Here is a 21,010-nt window from a genome sequence, read left to right on the forward strand (position 1 = left end):
TCAGCAGGAGCCACGAACGATGCCAGCATCCATTCCCCTGTTTCTCCTCACCGGCTTTCTGGGCAGCGGAAAATCGACACTGTTGTCGCGGCTGATCCGGCACCCGGGCTTCGCCGACACCGCGGTCATCGTCAACGAGTTCGGCGAGGTCGGACTCGACCATGCCCTGGTCAGCCAGGGCGAGGAAGGCAACACGGTCCTGCTCGATTCAGGCTGTATCTGCTGCACCTTGACCACATCGCTGGAGGAGACACTCGAGGCGCTTTACTACAAGGCCGAGCGCGGCGAGATCCCGCGCTTCGCGCGCGTCGTCGTCGAGACGACGGGCCTTGCCGATCCGGGCCCCATCGCAACGTCCCTTGCAGGCGGGACGTTCGTCTCGCGCTTCGTCCATCTCGCCGCCATTCTCACGACGCTCGACGGCCACCAGGGGGCCGACCATCTCGCGCAATTCGCGGAAGCGCGGTTGCAGCTCGCCATGGCCGACCGGGCAATCGTCACCAAAAGCGACGTGGCAACGGACATCGCGCTGGCAAAAACACTGGGCGCCGCGACCAGGCTCAACCCGCGGTGCGACCGGCTGATGGCCGTTTCGGGCGATATCGATCCTGCCTGTGTGCTCATGTACGGGCTGACCGGAAACCGGCAGCGGTCGGCCTCCCCCCCCAGTTGCGGCCACGACGCTTCCGAGGCGGACGCCCATCTTCAGGCGCACGGCTATGTCACCTGTGCCGTTCCGATCGAGACGCCCGTGACATGGTCGGGATACGCGGCCTGGGTTGCGCATCTGCAATCGGTTCATGCCGACAGCCTGCTGCGCGTCAAGGGCCTCGTCACCTTCGAGGATGGCCGGGTCCATGCCGTCCAGGGCGTGCGTCTGCTGTTCGATCCGCCACGCCCGGTCGATTGGCCCGTCGAGCGGGAGGTTCGCGATACAATGGTACTGATTGCGCGCAACACGGACACGGCAACGCTTGCCGCAAGCGTGTCCCTGCTCGGAAAGGCATCCGCATGAGCGTCGTGTCGGTCCCTGGCGTCCAGACCGCCTACCCGAACCTGCAAAGCCCGTTCGAGCTGGCCGGACACAGGCTCCGCAACCGGCTTGTTCACGCCTCGATGACAACGCGCATGCAGGCGAAGGGGCGCATCACCGATCGACTGATCCGCTACTCTGAAAACCGCGCCGCCGGCGGCGCGGCCATGATCGTGTCGGAACCGCTCGCCATGCTGCCCTCGCAGTCGGACCAGCCGAAGGTGCAGGTTCTCGACCCGGCGAATGCCGACGGCTTCCGGCGCTGGGTGGCGGCAATCGCTGCCCGTGACAGCCTGCTTCTCGCACAGGTTCAGCACCCGGGCCGCGGCCGCCATGTGCGCGGCCGCACGCAGCAGGCCATCGGGGCATCGGTTCTTCCCGACGATCTGAGCTGGACGGTCCCACACGCGCTGAGCCCGGTCGAGATCGGCGCCCTGGTTGCCGATTTCGCCGAAGGCGCCGCGCGATTGCAGGCGTATGGCGTGGCCGGCGTCGAAATCTCCGCCGGCCACGGACATTTGTTCCATCAGTTCCTGTCACCGCATTCGAACCGGCGCGAAGACGACTACGGCGGCGGACTGGAGGGCCGCACGCGTTTGCTGGTGGAGTTGATGGCGGCCATTCGCGCGGCCTGCGGAGCAGGGTTCATCATCGGCCTCAAGCTGCCGGGTGACGACGGGGTCGCCGGCAGCATCGGCCCCCGGGAGGCCGCCCGAATTGCCGGACGGCTGAGCGGGACCGGGCTTTCAAGCTACATCTGTTTCACGCAAGGCTCTCACGCGCGCTCGCTGGAGATGCATCTCCCCGACCGCTACGGGCCGCCGATGCCGTATCGCGACCTTCACCGCCAACTGCGCAAGGCTTGCGCCGACGTGCCGACAATGGCGCTTGGACGCATCACCGATCCGGCAGAGGCAGAAGGCCTGCTTGCCGCCGGCGAGGCGGATCTCATCGCCGTCGGGCGGGCGCTTCTGGCCGATCCCGCGTGGCTCGACAAGGCGGCCGCCGGACGCACCGACGAGATCCGCTATTGCCTGTCCTGCAACACCTGCTGGGGGTACGGCACACTGTTCCACCGCGCCTTGAGCTGCGTGAACAATCCACGCGTCGCCGCAGCGGACGAGGTCGATTTCAAGCCCGCTCCGGCAACCGACAGCAAGCGGGTCGTGGTGGTCGGCGCCGGCATTGCCGGCATGGAAGCCGCTTGGCTTGCAGCCGCACGCGGCCATGACGTCACCGTGCTGGGATCGGGCGCGGAGGTCGGCGGCAAGGCGCACCTGCGCGCCCGGCTTCCCGGCGGCGAGACAATCACAAGCATCTACGACTATCAGCACATGGCGGCCCTGCGCGCCGGCGCGCGGATCGACCTCGGCATTGCCGCCGATGCCGCCGGCATTCTCGCCCTCCAGCCCGACGTCGTGGTGCTCGCAACGGGCGCGACGCCCCTTGCGCCGGACTGGATTCCGCCCGACATCCGGGAAGAAGGCCTGATTCCGGACCTGCATCGGGCCATGGAAGACGTGCTGCGTCATCCCGGTCGGCAGCCGGGAACTGCCGTGATCCACGACATGGACCAGTCGGACGGTGTTTACGCCGCCGCCGAACACCTCGCCGACATCTTCGACAAGGTGGTCCTGCTCACCCCGTGCGACACCGTCGCCTCGGAGCTGTGGATCGTTGCCCGGCAAGGCATATTGCGACGTCTTTCGCGCAAGTCCATCGATGTCGTGACGCTGGTCGAACCGGTGTGGAGCGACGCAATCGAGGACGGCCACCTCGAATACGAGGATGTCTATTCCGGACTGCGCAAGCGCGTCGAGGACGTGGCGCTGCTGACCTACGCCAGTCCGAAAGCACCGAATGACGCCTTGGTCGAACCTCTTCGCGCAGCCGGGATCGAGGTGCGCCGTGTCGGCGATTGCCGCAGCCCCGGCGACCTTTTGTCGGCCACTGCCGACGGGCATGCCACCGGCCTTGAAATCTAGGCGTGCAAGGCAGGGCACGCGACGGCATGCCCCTCAAAAGTGTCGACAGAATTCATCAAATTTCCGCGATAACCCGCGAATTCATCCTTATATTTCGCAAAAACTGCAATTATTGTTCGAATAATTCAATTCAGTTGACACTACTGTCGACACTTTGCCATGTTGTGCCGGCTGACCGGCGTCACCATCGACCTCGCCGTCATGCATATGGGAGGAGACATCATGCGCAACTTCATCAAGGGCCTCGCACTGGCGGCGGCGCTCTTTTCCGTCGCGCCGACACCGGCCTCTGCCTTTCCGGAAGCCGGCAAACCGATCACCATCATCGTGCCCTTCTCGCCCGGCGGGACCACAGACGTCAGCGCGCGCGTTCTTGCGGAATTTCTCGAGCCGGAACTCGGCGTGCCGTTCGAGGTGATCAACCGGCCCGGCGCCACCACACAAATCGGCAGCACCGCGCTGTCGCAGGCCGATCCGGACGGGCACACGCTGTCGCTCGCCTCGCTGCCCTCACTGGTGATGACCTATGTCGACGAGGCCCGACAGGCCCCCTACGACCGCTCCAGCTTCACGCCGGTCGCCCACTATATCTCCGGCGCCAACCTTCTCGCCGTTCAGGCGGACAGCCCCTACAAGAGCGTCAACGACCTGATCGACGCGGCCCGGGAAAACCCGCGCACGGTCCGCATGGGCACGGTCGGGCTGATGAGCAACGGTCACCTTCCCGGCATCGCGCTCGAGGACACGGCCGACGTGCAATTCGCCTTCGTCCACTTCAACGGTGCGGCACCGCTCGTCACCGCGCTCCTGGCCGGAGACGTGGATGTGGCGATCAACGGCACGCAGACGACGATCCCCCACATCAAGGCGGGAAAAATGCGCGCCATCGGCTTTTTCGGCGACCGTCGGACGGCCTTCCTGCCCGAGCTGCCGACGCTGCGCGACCAGCAGATCGACGTTGCGGCACCGTCTTCCTTTGCGGTCATCGGGCCGGCCGGGATGGACGCCTCCACGGTCGAAACCCTCTCCAGCGCCATTGAAACCGTCATCGCCAAGCCGGAATTCCAGGACCGTCTGACGGCGCTGTCGCTGGAATCGAACTACATGACCGCGGACGAGCTGGAAGCCTACTGGGCTGACTTCGAAACGCGCCAGGCCCGGCTTATCGAGCTTGCACGCAGCGCACAGCAATGACCTCGGCAGACCCGCAGCCTGATACGGGCGCAACATCGCAAACCGGCTCCGGGGGGCAAGGGACGCGGCAGGTGCATCGCACCTACGCCATCGCCGCGCTCACGCTTCTCCTCATCGCAGGCATCGTTGGCCAGCAAGCCGTGAGCATGCGTTTCTATACGTACCTCGGTCCGGGGGCGGGATTTTTTCCCGCCATCCTGGCCGGGCTTCTGGCGCTCCTGTCGGTGAGCCTGTTGTATCAGGCGCTGTTTCGTCCCGACACGCTGCCACGGGTCGCCTTCACCGGCGATCCGCGCGCCTACGCCCGCATCGCGACCGTTCTGCTCGCGCTGCTGGCCATCGCGGTGTTCATCGAGGACCTGGGCTTTCGGCCCATGATGGCGCTCTTCTTTTTCGTGATGTTCGCGGTGCTGGGGCGACATCGCCTGCTCCTGAGCGCGACGCTGGCAATCACCTTGACGTTTGCCTACCACTTTTTCTTCAAGAGCCTGCTGAACGTGCCGCTGCCTTCCGGCGCCTTCGGCCTGTGACGGACACCGCTCCACAATGTCGGAAAATTTCAGTCTGCTCCTGTCCGGGTTCGGCAATGCCCTTCGGATGGAAAACCTCATCTTCGCATTCGCCGGCTGTTTCCTGGGCACGCTGGTCGGCATGTTGCCCGGCCTCGGTCCGTCGGCGGCGATAGCGATCCTGCTGCCAATCACCGCGGCGATGGACCCGACCGCGGCAATCGTCATGCTGGCGGCGATCTACTACGGCTGCCAGTACGGCGACACGATCACCGCCGTGCTGTTCAACACCCCCGGCACCGGCGGCGCCGCTATGACGGCCGTCGAGGGGCACATGATGGCCAAGCAGGGGCGGGCCGGAACGGCGCTGGCAATCGCCGCGATTGCCTCCTTCGTCGGCGGCACGATCACGGTGGGCGTGCTTGCCATGATCGCCCTGCCCCTGACCTCGCTCGCGCTGAGCTTCGGCCCGCCGGAGTTCTTTGCCCTGATCGTGCTCAGCCTTGTGCTTGTTGTCACGCTGGGAAGCAGCTCGATCCTGCGCGGCCTGATCACCACCGTCTTCGGGCTTATCCTGGCCATGGTCGGGACCGATCCGGTCATGGGCCTGCCCAGGCTGACGTTCGGGCAAATGCACCTGCTGGACGGGGTCGCCTTCATTCCCGTGATTATCGGGCTGTTCGGCGTCGGCGAGATTCTCAAGAACCTGGAGGACCCGTCGAACAGCTTTCGCGAGGCCGTCGTCAGCAAGCTGCAGATCACCCGCGACGATGCGCGCCGCTCGGCGCCGGCAATCGCGCGCGGCACGGTGCTCGGCTTTTTGATCGGCATCATTCCCGGCATGGGCACGATCCCGGCCGCCTTCATGTCCTATGTCACCGAGAAACGGCTGTCGCGCACGCCAGAGCGCTTCGGAACCGGAATGATCGAGGGCGTTGCGGGTCCGGAAAGCGCCAACAACGCGGCCGCCAATGGCGCGCTTTTGCCGCTGTTGACCCTGGGCATTCCCGGTTCCGGCGTCGTCGCGATCCTGATGGGCGCACTGATGATGAACGGCATCGTTCCCGGGCCGTTGATGTTCGAGGAACAAAGCGATCTCGTCTGGACGCTGATTGCGTCGATGTATGTCGGCAACGTCATTCTGCTGGTCCTGAACCTGCCGTTCATTCCGATGTGGGTCTCGATCCTGCGCATTCCCTACAGTTTTCTGTTCCCGGTGATCCTCGGCTTCACCGTCGTGGGCGCCTACAGTCTGGCAAACAGCCAGTTCGACCTCGGTCTGATCGCCGTTTTCGGGCTTATCGGCTACGTGATGCGAAAGCTCGACTTCCCCCTCGTTCCGATCATCATGACCCTGATCCTCGGGCCGATGATGGAGGGCGGCCTGCGGCGGTCGCTGGAGATGTCGCAAGGCGACTTCACGATTTTCCTCAATCGCCCGATCACGGCGGGGTTCCTTGCGCTGGCGGTCGTGTTTCTGCTGCTGCCGCTCGTTTCCGGCGTGCGGCGGAGACTGAAACGCGCCTCGACGCCGGTCTCTTCCGGCGAAACCGACTGAGAAAGCGGGACGCACATGCGCATCTGGTATCAAAGTCTCGGCCGGCTCGACGCCTGGGGCGGTTATCCGGCGCAACTCGGCGCCATGATCGACCGCGCCCGGTCGCCGACCACCGAAATCGTCCTCAACGGGACGCAACGCGGCATTGCCGAGTATCATGCAACGCTGGCGCATGAGGCAAAAGGCGATGTCCTGCGCAACCTGCGCCAGGCGGTGGCCGAACAGGCCGACGCCTTCGTCATCGGCAACTTCTTCGATATCGGCCTGGAGGAAGCGCGCGAAGTTGCGCCCTTCCCCGTGCTTGGCCTCGGCGAGACAAGCATCGCGCTCAGCCATTTCATGGGGCAATCCTACGGCCTGATCTGTCCAAACGCGAAATACGCGGCACGGATGGAAAGGCGCTTGCGTGCCGACCGGCTGGACGCCCGCCTCGCCGGGCTCGCCGTCCTCGACATGCCGCGTCTGACCGCCATGGGGGCGGCCTTCGACGATCCCGACGCCCTTGCGCGTCTCGTCGAGGCAATCGGACATGCGGTCGACCGCGAGCTGGGCGCGGCGGAGGTCGTGGTGCCGGCCGGGGGCGTGGTAATGGCGCTGATGGACAAGGCCGGCATTACCCGCTTCGACACCGGGGCGCCGGTCGTGAACGGCATCGCCGGCCTGATCGCGATGGCGGAAGCGGCAACCTCGCTCTCCCGCCTCAACGGCGGGACGTTCACCAGCCGCCACCTGTCGCATGCCCGCCCCGACATGCAGGAACGCAAGCGGATCGACGACCTCTACGGAGCCGACATCTTTCCCGACTGGACATCCTGACATCGACCGCGGCAAGCGGCCGGGCCCGGCGAAGAAACCTGACGCAAAGGGTCACTCGCGCGCTGCATCGGGCGTTTCGGACGCCGGCGTGGTGCCCGTACAGGCCGCGACGTGGTCGGCGACAAAAGCGCCGCGTTCACCCATTGGCCGGTCGCGACCGACCGTCGTGTCGACGCTCGTCTGATGCTCGAGTTCCGCGTTGAGCTCGGCCCCCAGGATCGTCACCGCCGCAGAAAACCACAACCAGAGCAGAAGGACGACGATGGACGAAAGGGTTCCGTGAACCGCCTCGTAGTTCGCCACTTGTTCCACATAGGTGGTGAAGGCGATGGACCCGGTCAGCCAGAGCAGCGTTGCCACAATCGCCCCCGTCGTCACCCACCTCGTTTTCGCCTGCCGTCTCGAGGGCCCGAAGCGGTAGGTCAGGGCAAGGCCGATGATCACGGCGGTCAGGATCACCGGCCAGCGAAACAGCGTCAGCAGCGTCTCGTTGCGGACCGAAAACGGCAGCACGGAGACGGCCACGGGAATGGCAACGAAGGCAATGATCGCAAAAACCCCGATCAGGAGCGCAGCGAGCGTCAGGCCCAGCGCCCTCAGGTGAAATCGCAGCAGCGGACGCGCCTCGCGCTCGCGATAGGCGACGGTCACGGCGGTCATCATTGCCCGAACACCGGCCCCGGCGGCCCAGAACGCCAGGAGAAGACCGAACAAAGCCTTCAGCGTGAGCGTGGAATCCGACTGGCTCGAGACGATGATGCGATCGAGCAGGTCGGTAAAAAGGACGGTCGTGCTCTGCGGGAGGATGGCACTGACTTCCTCGAGCAGTTCGCGGATGGCGTCGGGCGAGGCCAGCAGCGAGACGACCGCGAAAAGGGCGGTGAGTGCCGGCACGAGCGCCAGAAGAAAATAGAAGGCCACGCCCGCGGCAATCAACAGGACATTGTCCGCATTCGACTGTGTCCATGTGCGCTTCAAGACAGCGCGCCACCCGGTGAGCGGAATGTGCAGCACGGACGTCGCCATGGCGCCATTGCGATTGCGCAAGGGGGGCTTGGGTTCAGACATGAAAAGCGAACGCATGACGCGCGCGATCGGTTCCCAGACATTTTCAGGAACTCCGGGCGACCTGAGCCGTTTAGGCCTCATCGCTGCCGGGTGACGTGTGACACCGGCAGGACAATGAATTCAAGTCCGGCCAACCGGCCGGATGTTTCTCGTCTACCCGAGGAGTACCTGATGAAACGCTTTGCAACATATGCCCTCGCCCTCACCGGCGCGACGCTTCTGGCAACGACCGCGATCGCCCAGAGCAACGACAATAACGCCGGCGTCAAGGTCGGCACGCTGACCTGCTCCGTCCAGGACGAAACGAGTTTCGTTGTCGGATCCACCGCGAACCTGAACTGCGTGTTCGATCCGGCCGGCACCGGCGCCAAAACGACCTACAGGGGTACGATCAACGACTACGGCCTCGACATCGGCACGACATCCAACGCGACGCTCGTTTGGGGCGTTCTGGCCCCGAGCGCCGACACCAAGCCGGGCGCGCTCGAAGGGTCCTACGGCGGCGTGACCGCGGGCGCGACCCTCGGTGCGGGTGTGAAGGCAAATGCGCTTGTCGGCGGCTTCGACAAGTCCATCGCGCTGAACCCGATCAGCGTGGAAAGCCAGACGGGGGCCAACATCACCCTCGGCGTGAGCCAGTTGACGCTGACATCGACGAGCTGATGCGCGCCTTGCATCAATAGAAACGAAAGCCCGGCTCGTCGAGCCGGGCTTTTTTTTGCCGACGTACCTCTGCCGTGACAAGGACCTGCGCCCAATGACCGCGAAAACCGCAAAGACCGCAAAGACCGAAGAAACACACACGACGACCGGCGTCCTCGACGCCTGGGAACGGGAGGTCCGGCAGGGACGCTCCGATGTCGATTCCATCATGCGCGCGACGGGAAGCCGTGCCGCCGGCCCCTTGTTGTTTCTGCCGGCGCTGGTGATGATCTCGCCCGTCGGCGCCGTTCCGGGCGTTCCCATCGTCCTGTCCACGCTGGTCGTGTTCGTCGCCGCGCAGATCCTTTTCGGCGCCCGCTCCATCTGGCTCCCGACGAAGCTCCGCGACCGGAGTATTCCCGAAGAAAAAGTGTCGGAGACGATCGATTGGCTGCGCCCCGGCGCCTGCCGGGTCGACAGGATCCTCGGTCAACGCCTGTCGGGTCTGACCGGCGACACGATGGTCCGGACAATCGCCGCCTTGTGCATCGTCCTTGCCGGGCTGGTCTATCCGGCAACGCTCCTGCCCTTTGCCGCGGCACTGCCGGGTGGCGCCATCCTGCTCCTGGCGCTCGGCCTTCTCAGCCGCGACGGCGTCGTGATCCTCGTCGGGCTGGTCGCGACCGCCGGCGCCATTGCCACCGTCGTCGTCCTGACCCTCTAGCGTGTGGCTCCGTGCAAATGGCTGCGGTGCGCGGAAAAACGTCACGGATCGGGGCATCTGCCACTCTCGGGACGCAGCGAGCACCAAGGCCCACACGACGACCGTCGACCCGCCCGGGGCGGGGGCTGCCGGCGAAGTCGCCGATCACGAAAGACAGGTATCGCAACACGGCCACCGCCCGCCCGCTTTGTTGGGAACCCTGTCTATCGGGCACCCTGCAAGCGCAGCGCCATGCTCACCGACACAGGCCATGTCAGCCGCGAACATGCCGCGCGACCGCTGCGACGAGACGAAGACTTCAACGCGGCTGCGCACCGGGTAGCGCGCAACCCGGGACGCGGCGGCTTGCACATATGCGTCCATCCCCACCCGACTGCGCAATTGCGTTCCGTGGTCAGCCAGGCACAGCCGGACCCGGAGACAAAAAAAACGGGCCGCGAAGGCGGCCCGTTCTTCTGTCCATGCCGGTCAGGCAATCAATTCTGCAGCGTAACGCTGTCCGGATCGGCCTTGTAGTCGGCTTCCGTGTAGGACCTTGCGTTGTCCAGCTCCTCTTCGGTGAAGGATGCCGTGATCAGCAGGCCCCCGCCGTCACCCTCGTACATCCTCAGGCTGTCGTAGGACACGGCAACCGGCTTTTCACCGAAGCCGAGGAAGCCGCCCACGTCGATCACGACGGCCTCGACCTGACCGTCCTGCCCGAGAAGGACCTCGGATACCTCGCCGATGTCAGTGTCGGCCGCAGTGTAGACGGAAGCGCCAACCAGCGCGTCGGTCGACACGGTCGCGGTATCAATCTCGGTCCTCTCGGCCGTCCAGTCGGAATCCGACATGCTCTCCATCTGCTTCTGGGCGGGCGCGGCCGACTCGTCCTGGGCCGTCCGATAAGCACCATCGGCACCTTCCCCGGTCTGCTTCATTTCGTCGCCGTTGCGGACCTGGTCCATCTCGCCATCACGGCGAGCCTGGGTCATCTCGCCCTGGCGATTCATGGACATCCAGTTCGGAATATTGTCCGGACGCTCATATCCCGGCGCGTTCTCGAGCTCCTGCTTGGAGAGGTCGCTGACGACCCGCATTTGATCCTCGTTGGAAGAGACGAAGGACAGACGACCGAAGTCCACGGCAACGTCCTTTTCCCCGAGGCCGATGAACCCGCCGACGCCGACGATCACGGCACGAACGGAGCCGTCGCGCTCCACGATGATGTCGTTGATGTCACCGATTTCCTCGGCATTTTCACCTTCGCCGGCCATCAAGGACTCGCCGATCATGTTCGACACAAGAAAGCCCCTCGCGGATTCCTGGGCGACGGTATCGGTCTCGAACTCGTAGATGCCCGAACCGCGGGCATTCTCGCCCTGCATCATCGTCTGTTCGTCAGCCTTCTTTGCCCTCGGCGTCTCGCTCTGCGCGATGGCGCCGGAAGTCATCAAGGCAACGATCGCTGTGGATGCCAGAATATTGCGGAGCATATTAAGCCCTCCTTCTGAATTTCAGATCACGATTAGTGATTACGTACTGCAAACATCGTGTTCAGGGATTGGTTCCAAAATAAAGCGCCTGTCAGCGCAAGATTTTCGGGATCAGATTGTCTGCGCGCTACCGCGCGGCCCCGCGAAGAGCCAGACGACAAAACCGATCACCGGGAAAATCAAAATGCCAAGCGTCCATAGAATCTTGGCGCCCGTCGAAGCCCCGCTTCCCAGGGTCTTGACGATGGCATAGATATCCAGAACAAGAATGATCAGGCCTAGTATCCCGTATTCCATGGTGTGCCTCCAATTATCAGACAGGATGCAAACCGGGAACGGCATGGAAAGTTCCAGTAAAAAACAACGTTATTTTAAAGGCGCCGGGAAAACAGGAGCTTTCACTCGTTTGAAATGAATCTGATACATATCTTTATTTCAGAAACGGAACGATATCGCTTTGCTGGCGTTTGTCCTCAAGGTTCACAAAAACGGAGGACGTCATGCTTTCCTGGGCAATTTTTTTCCTGATCGTCGCGTTGATCGCTGCGGTGCTCGGCTTCGGCGGAATTGCCGGAACGGCCGTTTCGATTGCGAAGATCATTTTCTTCGTCGCCATCGCCCTGTTCCTGATATCCGCGGTTGTCCATCTGGTTCGCGGCCGGGGCGTTTAAACGGGCAACGCCGAAAACAGTACGAGACACAAGAAAGGGCGCCGCCGGCGCCCTTTCTTGTGTCTTGCATTCTTGTCTCGCCGCGATTGCCGGCACCGGTGCGAACAAAGCCAATGCAGACGGAATTCGCGACCGAGGGCGGTCCGTCGCCGGCGCAGGCGACAGGGCTCAAACGGACAGGGCGTCCTCGATCATCGCCGCGGACTCCGCTATGGCGACTTCGGAGCGGTCGAACTCTTCCCGGCCGCTCATCAACTCTTCCAGACGCATTCTTGCACGCGACACCCGGCTCTTGACGGTCCCGACCTTCACACCGAGGATTTCTGCTGCTTCCTCGTAGGAAAAACCGCTGGCGCCGATCAGGATAAGCGCTTCGCGCTGGTCGTCCGGCAAAACCTGCAAGGCGCCCATGAAATCCTTGAGTTCCAGATGGCCCGTCTGCTGGGGATTGGATTCAAGCGTCGCTGCATGCTTGCCGTCGGGATCGGACACCTCGCGCTGCATTTTCCGGCCGACGGAATAAAAATGGTTCCGCAAGATGGTGATCAGCCAGGCGGTCAGATTGGTGCCTTCCGTGAACTTGTCACGGTTGGCGATCGCCTTGGACAGCGTCTCCTGCACGAGATCGTCCGCACGGTCCCGGTCACCGCTGATGGATCGCGCGAATGCACGCAACCGCGGGATCGCATCAACGAGATCCTTCTTGAACTGTGCGGCGCTCATTCAGCGGCCTCCTCGTCGGAGGCCGTCTTGTCCGCGTCGCTGTCATCGAGCGCGGACAGCAGTTCAAGCATGTCCGGCGGAATGTCTTCACACAGGGCTTCATCGTACACTTTTTTAAGCTGGTTGCCGATCCAGTCTTCCTTTTTTTTCGCCCCAGCCGTCGGTTTGATGATGCCGCAATCGGGATCCAGCCGACCAGGTCGGGTATGTCCTGCCATTGCCACTTCCTGAGCTCGTGTTGATTTGTGGTCGATCTATGGCGCAAACGCGGCATGCGAAAAAAAGTTCCGCGCTCCCGGAACTTTTTTTCGCATGCCGCGTTCTTGCTTCATGGAGGCGCCACCGCGATGCCTCCCTATGCGATCTTAACGCGATGTCACACTGAGGATTCGTTAAATGTCGACAAGTCTTTCCCAAGATATCGCTCCCCTCTTGCCGTATCTGCGCAGATATGCGCGGGCCCTGGCCGGAAGCCAGAAAAGCGGCGATGCCTATGTGCGCGCCTGCCTTCAGGCCCTGGTGAGCGATCAATCCATCATCGATACCGACGGCGGAATAAAGATCGGCCTTTATCGTCTCTTTCATGTCCTGTGGAACGCCACCGTCGTTCCCGCCGCAGAGGCGGACGGAACCTCGTCGATCTTCGAACAGACGGCACAACACCGCCTTTCCACGATGGCGCCGGAAAGCCGGCAAACACTTCTGCTCTCCACGCTCGAGGGGTTCACCATTCCCGAAACGGCCCGGATCATCGACAGGAACGAAGACGAGGTCGGACAGCTGATCAAGGATGCCATTGCAGAGATCGACCGGCAGACAAAAACCGAGGTTCTCATTATCGAGGACGAACCGCTCATTTCCATGGACCTGACGCAGATCGTCGAATCCCAGGGGCATTCGGTAACGCAGGTCGCGCGAACGGCCAGCGAAGCCATCGCCGCAGCCAAGACCAAGACACCGGGCCTCGTGCTGGCCGACATTCAGCTTGCCGACGGCTCTTCCGGGATCGACGCGGTCAAGGAAATCCTGTCGAACATGACGGTTCCCGTCATTTTCATCACGTCTTTCCCCGAGCGGCTGCTGACCGGAGAACGCCCCGAGCCGACGTTCCTGATCACCAAGCCATTCAATCCCAACACGGTGAAAGCGGGTATCAGTCAGGCCCTGTTCTTCTCGGGAAGCGACGCTGTCGCTGCGTGACCACCCGGACAACAGGAAGGCCGGGGCGAAAGGCAACGGGCCGCTCTTCACGGGCTTCATGGGTATGGACAATGGCGGGGGTATGGACAAAGGCGGGGTTATCCCCGCCTTGTCCCGGCACCGTGCGTGCCGTGCGTCCATCCGATCAGTTCCGGGCAAGCCAGTCGTCGACCTCGCGTTCGGCCTCCTCGCGTTGCTGTCCGTACTTCTGCTGCAAGAGACCGACAAGCTCGGTGCGCCGTCCGGCGACCCGGTCGAGTTCATCGTCCGTGAGCTTGCCCCACTGGGCCTGTGCCTTGCCCTTGTATTCTTTCCAGTTACCTTCGATCTGGTCCCAGTTCATTGAATGAACCTCCTTGCTTTGTGGACATGGAGAAAACGTTCGGACCTGTCGAAGGTTCCGGCGAAATCAACCTGAACGCCATCCGGCCCGCCGTGGCGTGCGCGCCAACGTGCTCTGGACGGGGCAAGCAATCGCGGGGGCGACAAATGCCCCTCTCGCGAAGACAACGGAGCCGACCCGATGGCGGAAATCCTTGAGTATCTTTTTGGCGCAGCCTCCTTCGTTCCGCATGGATACTGCCTGTTGTGGCGTCCCGACCTGGTGGCGCTCCATGCTATTTCCGATGCCGCCATCGCGCTTGCCTACATCGCGATACCCGGTGCCCTGCTGGTCTTTTTGAGACGGCGTCCGGACATCAGGGGCAATTCGCGCAGGGTCGCTTACCTTTTCGTCGCCTTCATCCTGGCCTGCGCCGCGACCCATATGGCCGCCCTTGTCACCCTCTGGTGGCCCGCCTACGGCGCGCAAGGGCTGATCAAGGCCGCAACCGCAGCAGTCTCGATCGCGACCGCCATCGTAATCTGGCTCGCCCTTCCCAAACTCCTGGCGATCCCGCCGCTGCAGGATCTCGAGCGCGCAAACGAGCATTTGAAAAAGGAAAACCGGCAGCTGAACAGGCAGATCGGCCGGAGCCGTCGCGAGATCAACAGCATCAACGACCGGTTCGAGATGGCATTGACCGGCTCGAGCATTTCCATCTTCACCCAGGACACCGACCTTCGCTACACCTGGATCCACAATCCCCGGTTCGGTCTCGATCCGGCGCGCCTTGTCGGCGAGACCGACCGAGAGGCGTTCTCGCCCGACGCCGCGGAAGAAATGATTGCGCTCAAGCAAAGGGTTATGGAGACCGGGGATCCGGCCTCGACCCACATCGCCTTCGAAAGCCGGGACGGCGGAACGGTGTATTTCGATCTCGTGGTGCATCCAACGCATGACGCGGAGGGCGTCGTCGACGGCGTGGTGTGCACCGCGATCGATATGACGGAAAAAAATCTCTATGAAATCCGCCTCATGTCCCTGGCCGACAAGCTGGCGGAGGCCAACGAGCGGTTTGAAAAAGCGCTTGACGGCTCCCTGATCACGGTCTTCGAACAGACCCGCGACCTGAAGTACGTTCATGTCGTCAATCCGCCGGCAGGCACGAGCGTGGAGCATTTCGTCGGAAAGGACGACTGGGAACTGCTCTCCGAGGAGGATTGTCTCAAGCTCGTTCCGGCCAAGAAACGCGTCATGGAAACCGGGGAAAGCACGGTCCTCGAGATCGACATGGTCTTGGAGGGGCAACAGAAAAACTACAATGTCTCCATCGATCCCGCGCGCGATCGCGACGGCGCAATCACCGGCGTGATCGGAACCGCCGTCGACCTGACCCACAAGCGCCAGAACGAGCGCCAGATGCATCTCGTGATGCGCGAACTCACGCACAGGTCAAAGAACCTGCTCGCCGTCATTCAGGCGATGGCGCGGCAGACGGCGGCGCGCTCGGACACCACCGAGGCCTTCGTCGAGAGCTTTTCCGCGCGCCTTCAGGCCATGGCCGCAAGCCACGACCTTCTTGTGTCGCAATCCTGGTACGGCGCCGATCTGCGCGCTTTGGTGATTGCCCATCTCGGTCAGTCGATCGACCCGAACAGCCCGCAAATCGATGTGCACGGTCCGCCCCGCTCGATCTCGGCCGATGCCGCGCAGAACCTCGGTCTTGCCCTGCACGAACTCACGACCAACGCGGCAAAATACGGGGCACTGTCGGTGCTCGACGGCAAGCTGACCGTTGAATGGGAAATCAGCGAAGAGACCGTGCGGCTGACATGGACGGAGACCGGCGGTCCGGAAGTGGTCGAGCCCGAGCGCGACGGGTTCGGACGCATGCTGCTGGAAAGACTGGTTGCCCCCGCCCTCGATGGCGAGGTGACCATCGATTTCGCGGCATCGGGGGTCCGTTGCGTCATTGCATTCCCGACGCGCCACCTGGCGAGCTGACAGCCCGTCCGCCCGGCTACGCTGCGGCCGGACGGGCCCGCAAGCTTTCGCCCGGCATGATGACCGGCACTGCGCCGGGAGACCCTCAGGTCTCCTCGTCCAGGATGGCCAGAGCTTCGTCGATCTCCGTCAGGACGGCGCTTCGTCGCATGCGTCCTTCCTTTGAGGTCGCGACCGCTTGCTGCATCGCGGACCGCCAGGACAACAAGGCCTTGCGTTTTTGCGCATGCGTCAGCGCCGGATCGTCCAGGACGCTGAAGGCAGAGCGAAATCCCGCATAGTTTCGTGGCACATTGATCATCTCGACACTTCGGTTCGTGTGGGAATGAAACGGGCTGCACGCCGCTCTCGACGACGTGCAGCCTGTCAATCGCTCCGCGGCAAGGTCACCGTGGCGCAGGACCGGCCCGCACACTGAAACGGATCACTCCGTGATGAGCGCGCGAAGCATCCAGGCCGCCTTCTCGTGGAAGGTGATCCGGGCAGTTAGCAGGTCTTCGGTGACCACATCGCCATTGTCGCCGGCATAGGTCGCGATATCGCGCATTCGTGCCGAAATGGCTTCGTGCTGGGCCACGAGGTCCTCGATCATCGCATGTGCGTCGGGCACACCGTCGCCCGGCAGCTGAATTGAAAGATCGAGCTTCCCCTCGCGAAGGTCGAACGGCGCCCTGTAGCCAAGGGCGCGGACACGTTCCGCAAGGTCGTCGGTCGCAGCGAAGAGATCCTCGTAGTGCTCTTCGGTCAGATCGTGGATCGACTTGAACAGCGGTCCGACGACATTCCAGTGGTAGAGATGGGATTTGACCGTGAGGCAGTAGGTTTCCGACAAAACGTCGGACAAACGCCTTGCGAGCTGTTCACGAACCTCGCTCGCGACTCCCGTCTTTATGCTTTCCGCTTTCGGAGTTTCTATATTCAAAACGCCAGACATGGATCCTCCTTGCAGGATATCGTGTCAGTGGGTGTTGAGCCGGATCATTTCACGCTCGCAAGCGCAGGGACCGCGCACGACGCCCTGACAACAGGCTTTCCCGCATGGGGGCACCATCTGCACCGGGCGAGGCGGCCCGCCGATACGCGGGCAATGGGGCGTCTTCAACGCCACGCCGTCGGGACGAGCCGCGTCTCCGCAATTCGCCGCATCCCGAGGATCTCGGTCTGCGGTGTTCGGGAGGCCCCTGTGACGCCCGAGGACCGTCGAATGATCACAATTGGAAAAGATTTGTGGGTCAGATTGGTTCCCCAAACAAGAAAAAACGCAATCAACAGACCGTGAGCTGGATTAACAATTTCATAATTCAACCCTTTCTGTATGATTTTCAAAAGTATATCCACGTCAATAAATCGATTTATAGAAATATATAATAATTTGAGCGCCATATAATTCAAAGTTATTTTGTAAATAATCTGATTATATTCATTTTTACAGAATTATATTAAATAAAAAAATCTATATAACATCTCCACTCAAGAAAAATAGATAATCATATTCAGTATAACAGCCCAAGAGACCCGGGACTTCTTCAGGCAGTTGACGAGGTCCTGTCATCGGTGGGCGGCTGGCATGAACCGCAGGCGGACTTCGGCAAACCTCGTTGCCTTCGGATGCCTCGCCCGCGCTTTCCATGCCTATGGCGTCTTTGGACCCGACCACGGAACCGGACGGGAGGGTCCGGCATTTCCATCCGGGGGCGTGACGTTGGCCGGTTCGATGCCGGCAACCAGAAGGAGGACATGTCGATGAGCGCCAAGACCAGAGCCAGCGTCAAGGACGAGGACGTCTACGAGGCCTTGCGCAAGGACGGCAACAGCAAGGAAAAGGCAGCGCGGATCGCCAACGCCCAGGCGAACAACAAACAGGCGCCGTCGAAAAAGGGCGGTCACGCCCCGCGCTATGAGGACTGGACGAAGGAAGAGCTCTACGGGCGGGCGCAGGAGCTCGATATCGAAGGGCGATCGCAGATGGACAAGGCCGCGCTCATCGCGGCCCTGCGCGGGTAGACCCGCCACGCCGGTCGAAATTTTTATTTCCGGTTGAAACCAAACCGTCTTTAGGGTGTTTCCTTCTAAGAGCCGTGCGTTTGCGCGGCCTGCGGCAGGGACGATTGTGCCTGCCGCCTGACCTGATTCCCATGCCGCGCAACGTCCTGCGGCGGCAGAACCCAGAACGAGTGGAGCGCCAAGATGGCTACTGCAAAGACTGCATCCGCATCATCGACCGCCAACGACAGCGACGAAGCGGTCAGCGCCCGGGAAATCGAGGAAAACATTGCCCGGATCCGCGGCGACATTGCCGACCTCGCAGGATCCTTGAAGAAATACGGTGCGGGCAAGTCCAGCGAGTACAAGTCGCGCGCAGCCGCTGCAGGGGACGATCTGTCCCGCAAGTCGCAAGATGCCCTCAACGACCTCAGCGCCGAACTGCAAGGCTACGAGAAAGCGCTGATGGAAGAGGTGCGCCGCCGTCCGCTGCAATCCCTTGGCATTGCTGCAGGAATCGGTTTTCTGATCGCGGCTCTGGTGCGCCGGTAATGCTCACCCGCGCCCTTCCGATGGCGATCTCCGCAACGTCGCGTGACATACGCGGCATCTATCGCCGTGCGAAGCGCAATGCCGTCTTGAACGGCCTGGCGGCCGTGTGCTTCGCAACCGCCTATGTCGCGGGACTGATCGCCATCGGCGCCTATCTGGTTCCAATCTACGGTCCGGGCGTCTCGGCGCTGCTGGTGGCTGGTGCCATGGCAGCCGTCGGCACGCTCATCCTTCTGGTGGTTGCCATTCTCCGGCGGCGCGAAAAACGCCGTCAGGCACGCCGGCAGGCCGCACAGCGGCTGACCGCGGCCGCGGCACTTTCCGTTTTGCCGCAATTGACCAAATCCAAAAGCCTCCTTCTCGTTGCCGCGGCTGGGGGGCTTGCCTTTCTTCTCAGCCGGGGGCGCGACGACGACGGCGATGCATGATCCCGCGTCATGCAAACATCGCGTTTCGCGGACCGGAGTCCCCGATGACACAACATGCTGATGGCCCCGCAACCACCGGGGCGCACGCAACCAACAGGACTGCACCGTCGGTCGCCGGCGATCCGGTTGCCCGCACGGCCCTGTTGATCCTGTGCGTGATCGTCGCCGTCGCGGCGCTGGACATCGCACAGATGATCTTCGCACCGGTGTGCCTGTCGATCGTGGTCGGCTCGATCTTCGGGCCGGCGGCCGACCGCCTCTGCAGGTTGGGCGTGCCGTCCTGGGTCTCGGCCGCATCGATGGTGATCCTGTTCATCACGTTCATTCTCACCGTCGGCGCGGCACTCATGGTGCCCTTGTCCGACTGGCTGGACCGTCTTCCCCTCATATGGTCCAGACTTCAGGCCCAGCTTGTAAGCTGGCAAGGCGTGTTTTCTTCAATCGGCAGCTTGCAGGAAGAACTGCGCAATGCCATGGGCCAATCGCGAGAGATGAAGGTGAGTGTCGAGGAGACCTCGGCTGTCGAAAGTGTCTTTTACTTCGCACCCAATTTCGTCGCCCAGGTTATTCTTTTTCTGGCCAGCCTGTATTTCTTCATCCTGACACGACCGTATCTGCGCAGATCCGCCCTGGACTTCGCCTCGAATCCCCTGGATCGGGATTACATGTCGAATGTGTTCAAGAAGATCGGAGAGCGCCTGTCGACATATCTGCTCTCGATCACGCTGGTGAACGTCGGGCTGGGTGTGGCGGTAACCCTTGCGATGTGGGCGCTCGGCGTGCCCTCGCCAGCGCTTTGGGGCATGTTGGCAGGCCTGCTCAACTACGTGATCTATGTCGGCCCCGCGGTCATGGTGGTGGTGATGACCTGCGTCGGCCTTGCCATCGGCGACACGCCGCTCGCAATCGCCACTCCGCCGCTGGTTTATCTGGCACTGAACCTGACCGAGGCGCAGTTCGTTACGCCAACCGTCCTCGGCCGCACGATGACGCTCAATCCCTTCGTGGTGTTTCTCTCCATCGCGTTCTGGATCTGGCTCTGGGGCCCGGTCGGCGGGTTCGTGGCGGTTCCGATCCTGATGGTTGCCGCCACCATCTTGGAAATCGCCATGGAGAGAGACTGAGACGGCATGGCATCCCCGGCAGACACGCTCCCGGCACATCCGGCCCCGGCGGCATGCCCGACCTCCGGGCCGCCGCACACGCAAAAGCCGCCCTTGAGGGGGCGGCTTGCTTGCAGCTCACGGGGGCGTGTCGGCAGGGTCACTCGCCGTTGTAGGCAAGTGAACCTACGGTCACCGGCCAGCCCGTGCAGGTCGTTTCCTGAACCCGGCTGACGCAGCGCACGTGCCTGTCCCTCACATCGGAAAGATCGACCTTGAGATCGCCTTTCGCCGATGATTTCGTACCCGCCCCGGCTTTCGACGCTTCACCGGTCTGCGCAACCGGCGCCGTCGGCTCTGCGGAAAGCATTTCCGTGGCGCCGAGCGCGGCCGCCAGAAAGACGCCCACAACGATCGCCGGCGATTTCATGACGGGTGTGCGTTTGCGTAAAGTAATCATGTCGTCACCTCCGCCAAGAAAACGCACAAGTTAACGGATGGTTGCAGGGAAACGCCGCCAAGCATTCATCTCGTTGAAATAATTACTGAAAATTCATTTTCGCTCAAAACATATGTTAATGCGGGCCCGGATGGGTCGTGTATAGAGTGCGAAAATCATCACGCTCTTGGAAAGATATTTCATGATATCCGAATTTAAGGCGTCCGAGCAAAAATCGCGTGGGCGGGCTCTCGTTGTTGAAGACAACCCGCTTATTGCGATGGATACTCAGACACTGCTCGAAGACATCGGCTTCTCGCCGGTCATCGTTTTGTCGAGCCTGTCTGCCGGACATGCCGATTTTGCCGACCACGACTTCAGCTTTGCAATTCTCGATGTGCAGATCGGCGACGACGCCTGCGTGAAATATGCCGAAGGCCTCGCGGTACGTGGAGCGCGGATCGTGTTTGCCAGCGGATACAGCGATGGCGAGGGTCTGCCCCCGTTCTTTCGCAATCATGTCGTGATCGGGAAGCCGTATACCAAGGCTCAGCTCATGGAGCTTTTGCAGTCTTGAACCG

The 21,010-nt window shown here is 62.3% G+C and carries 25 protein-coding genes; 16 read left to right on the top strand and 9 right to left on the bottom strand.

Features of this window, described 5'->3' with window-relative positions:
• The first annotated feature begins 19 nt into the window (after positions 1–19).
• The 6 genes from G572_RS24175 to G572_RS0115460 all read left to right on the top strand — a co-directional run bounded on the left by G572_RS24175 (position 20) and on the right by G572_RS0115460 (position 7,095).
• The gene (locus G572_RS24175; RefSeq protein ID WP_037546944.1) at positions 20–1,015 is read left to right on the top strand and encodes a CobW family GTP-binding protein; all 996 of its coding nucleotides are present in this window, start codon (positions 20–22) and stop codon (positions 1,013–1,015) included.
• On the top strand, positions 1,012–3,018 hold the full coding sequence (locus tag G572_RS24180) for an oxidoreductase (protein ID WP_051242477.1): 2,007 nt from the start codon (positions 1,012–1,014) through the stop codon (positions 3,016–3,018). Before G572_RS24175 ends, G572_RS24180 begins: the two co-directional genes overlap by 4 nt.
• 159 nt (positions 3,019–3,177) lie before the next feature.
• Positions 3,178–4,212 (top strand): Bug family tripartite tricarboxylate transporter substrate binding protein, encoded by a 1,035-nt coding sequence (locus G572_RS0115445; protein ID WP_051242478.1) that lies wholly within the window; start codon positions 3,178–3,180, stop codon positions 4,210–4,212.
• A 71-nt stretch (positions 4,213–4,283) separates the two neighbouring features.
• Positions 4,284–4,742, top strand: a complete 459-nt coding sequence (locus tag G572_RS0115450) for a tripartite tricarboxylate transporter TctB family protein (RefSeq protein ID WP_029059249.1) — start codon at positions 4,284–4,286, stop codon at positions 4,740–4,742.
• Positions 4,743–4,758: 16 nt separating this feature from the next.
• Positions 4,759–6,279 carry a tripartite tricarboxylate transporter permease gene (locus tag G572_RS0115455; protein WP_029059250.1) on the top strand — a complete coding sequence of 507 codons (1,521 nt, stop codon included), beginning with the start codon at positions 4,759–4,761 and terminating at the stop codon, positions 6,277–6,279.
• Positions 6,280–6,294: 15 nt separating this feature from the next.
• Entirely contained in the window at positions 6,295–7,095 is an 801-nt protein-coding gene (locus G572_RS0115460) for an aspartate/glutamate racemase family protein (protein ID WP_029059251.1), read from the top strand.
• Positions 7,096–7,146: 51 nt separating this feature from the next.
• On the opposite strand, the gene G572_RS0115465 is transcribed toward G572_RS0115460, so the two are convergent.
• Complete coding sequence (locus G572_RS0115465; protein WP_169391326.1) at positions 7,147–8,163, bottom strand: YihY/virulence factor BrkB family protein; 1,017 nt, start codon at positions 8,161–8,163, stop codon at positions 7,147–7,149.
• 171 nt (positions 8,164–8,334) lie between these two features.
• Between G572_RS0115465 and G572_RS24185 the strand changes: the two genes are divergently transcribed.
• Together G572_RS24185 and G572_RS24190 are read left to right on the top strand one after the other, a co-directional pair.
• A complete protein-coding gene (locus G572_RS24185; protein WP_037546946.1) occupies positions 8,335–8,826 on the top strand; it encodes a DUF992 domain-containing protein in 492 nt (163 codons plus the stop codon).
• A gap of 94 nt (positions 8,827–8,920) precedes the next feature.
• Positions 8,921–9,529, top strand: a complete 609-nt coding sequence (locus G572_RS24190) for an exopolysaccharide biosynthesis protein (protein WP_051242483.1) — start codon at positions 8,921–8,923, stop codon at positions 9,527–9,529.
• 476 nt (positions 9,530–10,005) lie between these two features.
• Here the strand turns inward: G572_RS24190 and G572_RS0115480 are convergent, their stop codons facing one another.
• Complete coding sequence (locus G572_RS0115480; RefSeq protein ID WP_029059253.1) at positions 10,006–11,004, bottom strand: PRC-barrel domain-containing protein; 999 nt, start codon at positions 11,002–11,004, stop codon at positions 10,006–10,008.
• Between the two features lie 111 nt (positions 11,005–11,115).
• Positions 11,116–11,301, bottom strand: a complete 186-nt coding sequence (locus G572_RS0115485) for a PLD nuclease N-terminal domain-containing protein (RefSeq protein ID WP_029059254.1) — start codon at positions 11,299–11,301, stop codon at positions 11,116–11,118.
• A 203-nt stretch (positions 11,302–11,504) separates the two neighbouring features.
• Between G572_RS0115485 and G572_RS26015 the strand changes: the two genes are divergently transcribed.
• Positions 11,505–11,675, top strand: a complete 171-nt coding sequence (locus G572_RS26015) for a DUF1328 domain-containing protein (protein WP_029059255.1) — start codon at positions 11,505–11,507, stop codon at positions 11,673–11,675.
• Between the two features lie 168 nt (positions 11,676–11,843).
• Here the strand turns inward: G572_RS26015 and G572_RS0115495 are convergent, their stop codons facing one another.
• Positions 11,844–12,398 carry a sigma-70 family RNA polymerase sigma factor gene (locus tag G572_RS0115495; protein WP_029059256.1) on the bottom strand — a complete coding sequence of 185 codons (555 nt, stop codon included), beginning with the start codon at positions 12,396–12,398 and terminating at the stop codon, positions 11,844–11,846.
• A complete protein-coding gene (locus tag G572_RS0115500; protein WP_029059257.1) occupies positions 12,395–12,616 on the bottom strand; it encodes a NepR family anti-sigma factor in 222 nt (73 codons plus the stop codon). Before G572_RS0115500 ends, G572_RS0115495 begins: the two co-directional genes overlap by 4 nt.
• Positions 12,617–12,794: 178 nt before the next feature.
• Between G572_RS0115500 and G572_RS0115505 the strand changes: the two genes are divergently transcribed.
• Positions 12,795–13,598, top strand: a complete 804-nt coding sequence (locus tag G572_RS0115505) for a response regulator (protein ID WP_029059258.1) — start codon at positions 12,795–12,797, stop codon at positions 13,596–13,598.
• 145 nt (positions 13,599–13,743) lie between these two features.
• Here G572_RS0115505 and G572_RS0115510 read toward each other — a convergent pair whose 3' ends face one another.
• On the bottom strand, positions 13,744–13,941 hold the full coding sequence (locus G572_RS0115510) for a CsbD family protein (RefSeq protein ID WP_029059259.1): 198 nt from the start codon (positions 13,939–13,941) through the stop codon (positions 13,744–13,746).
• A 180-nt stretch (positions 13,942–14,121) separates the two neighbouring features.
• Here G572_RS0115510 and G572_RS0115515 point away from each other — a divergent pair, with 180 nt between their 5' ends.
• Entirely contained in the window at positions 14,122–15,924 is a 1,803-nt protein-coding gene (locus G572_RS0115515; RefSeq protein WP_029059260.1) for a sensor histidine kinase, read from the top strand.
• Positions 15,925–16,009: 85 nt separating this feature from the next.
• On the opposite strand, the gene G572_RS0115520 is transcribed toward G572_RS0115515, so the two are convergent.
• Together G572_RS0115520 and G572_RS0115525 are read right to left on the bottom strand one after the other, a co-directional pair.
• Complete coding sequence (locus G572_RS0115520; protein ID WP_029059261.1) at positions 16,010–16,225, bottom strand: hypothetical protein; 216 nt, start codon at positions 16,223–16,225, stop codon at positions 16,010–16,012.
• A 123-nt stretch (positions 16,226–16,348) separates the two neighbouring features.
• Positions 16,349–16,858 (bottom strand): Dps family protein, encoded by a 510-nt coding sequence (locus G572_RS0115525; protein WP_029059262.1) that lies wholly within the window; start codon positions 16,856–16,858, stop codon positions 16,349–16,351.
• 809 nt (positions 16,859–17,667) lie between these two features.
• Between G572_RS0115525 and G572_RS0115530 the strand changes: the two genes are divergently transcribed.
• From G572_RS0115530 to G572_RS24195, 4 genes are all read left to right on the top strand, one after another.
• A complete protein-coding gene (locus G572_RS0115530) occupies positions 17,668–17,928 on the top strand; it encodes a DUF7218 family protein (RefSeq protein ID WP_029059263.1) in 261 nt (86 codons plus the stop codon).
• 183 nt (positions 17,929–18,111) lie between these two features.
• Positions 18,112–18,459 carry an ElaB/YgaM/YqjD family protein gene (locus tag G572_RS0115535; protein WP_029059264.1) on the top strand — a complete coding sequence of 116 codons (348 nt, stop codon included), beginning with the start codon at positions 18,112–18,114 and terminating at the stop codon, positions 18,457–18,459.
• On the top strand, positions 18,459–18,887 hold the full coding sequence (locus tag G572_RS0115540) for a hypothetical protein (protein ID WP_029059265.1): 429 nt from the start codon (positions 18,459–18,461) through the stop codon (positions 18,885–18,887). Before G572_RS0115535 ends, G572_RS0115540 begins: the two co-directional genes overlap by 1 nt.
• Positions 18,888–18,931: 44 nt before the next feature.
• Positions 18,932–20,011 carry an AI-2E family transporter gene (locus tag G572_RS24195; protein ID WP_084650278.1) on the top strand — a complete coding sequence of 360 codons (1,080 nt, stop codon included), beginning with the start codon at positions 18,932–18,934 and terminating at the stop codon, positions 20,009–20,011.
• Positions 20,012–20,150: 139 nt separating this feature from the next.
• On the opposite strand, the gene G572_RS0115550 is transcribed toward G572_RS24195, so the two are convergent.
• A complete protein-coding gene (locus tag G572_RS0115550; RefSeq protein ID WP_156884647.1) occupies positions 20,151–20,450 on the bottom strand; it encodes a hypothetical protein in 300 nt (99 codons plus the stop codon).
• A gap of 181 nt (positions 20,451–20,631) precedes the next feature.
• Here G572_RS0115550 and G572_RS0115555 point away from each other — a divergent pair, with 181 nt between their 5' ends.
• Complete coding sequence (locus G572_RS0115555; protein WP_029059267.1) at positions 20,632–21,006, top strand: response regulator; 375 nt, start codon at positions 20,632–20,634, stop codon at positions 21,004–21,006.
• Positions 21,007–21,010 lie beyond the last annotated feature (4 nt).

Source organism: Stappia stellulata DSM 5886 (genome assembly GCF_000423705.1).
Lineage (GTDB): Bacteria > Pseudomonadota > Alphaproteobacteria > Rhizobiales > Stappiaceae > Stappia > Stappia stellulata.

What these genes read in the sequence shown, in the direction of transcription:
- G572_RS24175 (WP_037546944.1), top strand. Translation starts at nt 20, where the DNA reads ATGCCAGCATCCATTCCCCTGTTTCTCCTCACCGGCTTTCTGGGCAGC.
- G572_RS24180 (WP_051242477.1), top strand. Translation starts at nt 1,012, where the DNA reads ATGAGCGTCGTGTCGGTCCCTGGCGTCCAGACCGCCTACCCGAACCTG.
- G572_RS0115445 (WP_051242478.1), top strand. Translation starts at nt 3,178, where the DNA reads ATGTTGTGCCGGCTGACCGGCGTCACCATCGACCTCGCCGTCATGCAT.
- G572_RS0115455 (WP_029059250.1), top strand. Translation starts at nt 4,759, where the DNA reads ATGTCGGAAAATTTCAGTCTGCTCCTGTCCGGGTTCGGCAATGCCCTT.
- G572_RS0115460 (WP_029059251.1), top strand. Translation starts at nt 6,295, where the DNA reads ATGCGCATCTGGTATCAAAGTCTCGGCCGGCTCGACGCCTGGGGCGGT.
- G572_RS0115465 (WP_169391326.1), bottom strand. Translation starts at nt 8,163, where the DNA reads ATGTCTGAACCCAAGCCCCCCTTGCGCAATCGCAATGGCGCCATGGCG.
- G572_RS24185 (WP_037546946.1), top strand. Translation starts at nt 8,335, where the DNA reads ATGAAACGCTTTGCAACATATGCCCTCGCCCTCACCGGCGCGACGCTT.
- G572_RS24190 (WP_051242483.1), top strand. Translation starts at nt 8,921, where the DNA reads ATGACCGCGAAAACCGCAAAGACCGCAAAGACCGAAGAAACACACACG.
- G572_RS0115480 (WP_029059253.1), bottom strand. Translation starts at nt 11,004, where the DNA reads ATGCTCCGCAATATTCTGGCATCCACAGCGATCGTTGCCTTGATGACT.
- G572_RS0115485 (WP_029059254.1), bottom strand. Translation starts at nt 11,301, where the DNA reads ATGGAATACGGGATACTAGGCCTGATCATTCTTGTTCTGGATATCTAT.
- G572_RS26015 (WP_029059255.1), top strand. Translation starts at nt 11,505, where the DNA reads ATGCTTTCCTGGGCAATTTTTTTCCTGATCGTCGCGTTGATCGCTGCG.
- G572_RS0115495 (WP_029059256.1), bottom strand. Translation starts at nt 12,398, where the DNA reads ATGAGCGCCGCACAGTTCAAGAAGGATCTCGTTGATGCGATCCCGCGG.
- G572_RS0115500 (WP_029059257.1), bottom strand. Translation starts at nt 12,616, where the DNA reads ATGGCAGGACATACCCGACCTGGTCGGCTGGATCCCGATTGCGGCATC.
- G572_RS0115505 (WP_029059258.1), top strand. Translation starts at nt 12,795, where the DNA reads ATGTCGACAAGTCTTTCCCAAGATATCGCTCCCCTCTTGCCGTATCTG.
- G572_RS0115510 (WP_029059259.1), bottom strand. Translation starts at nt 13,941, where the DNA reads ATGAACTGGGACCAGATCGAAGGTAACTGGAAAGAATACAAGGGCAAG.
- G572_RS0115515 (WP_029059260.1), top strand. Translation starts at nt 14,122, where the DNA reads ATGGCGGAAATCCTTGAGTATCTTTTTGGCGCAGCCTCCTTCGTTCCG.
- G572_RS0115520 (WP_029059261.1), bottom strand. Translation starts at nt 16,225, where the DNA reads ATGATCAATGTGCCACGAAACTATGCGGGATTTCGCTCTGCCTTCAGC.
- G572_RS0115525 (WP_029059262.1), bottom strand. Translation starts at nt 16,858, where the DNA reads ATGTCTGGCGTTTTGAATATAGAAACTCCGAAAGCGGAAAGCATAAAG.
- G572_RS0115530 (WP_029059263.1), top strand. Translation starts at nt 17,668, where the DNA reads ATGAGCGCCAAGACCAGAGCCAGCGTCAAGGACGAGGACGTCTACGAG.
- G572_RS0115535 (WP_029059264.1), top strand. Translation starts at nt 18,112, where the DNA reads ATGGCTACTGCAAAGACTGCATCCGCATCATCGACCGCCAACGACAGC.
- G572_RS0115540 (WP_029059265.1), top strand. Translation starts at nt 18,459, where the DNA reads ATGCTCACCCGCGCCCTTCCGATGGCGATCTCCGCAACGTCGCGTGAC.
- G572_RS24195 (WP_084650278.1), top strand. Translation starts at nt 18,932, where the DNA reads ATGACACAACATGCTGATGGCCCCGCAACCACCGGGGCGCACGCAACC.
- G572_RS0115550 (WP_156884647.1), bottom strand. Translation starts at nt 20,450, where the DNA reads ATGATTACTTTACGCAAACGCACACCCGTCATGAAATCGCCGGCGATC.
- G572_RS0115555 (WP_029059267.1), top strand. Translation starts at nt 20,632, where the DNA reads ATGATATCCGAATTTAAGGCGTCCGAGCAAAAATCGCGTGGGCGGGCT.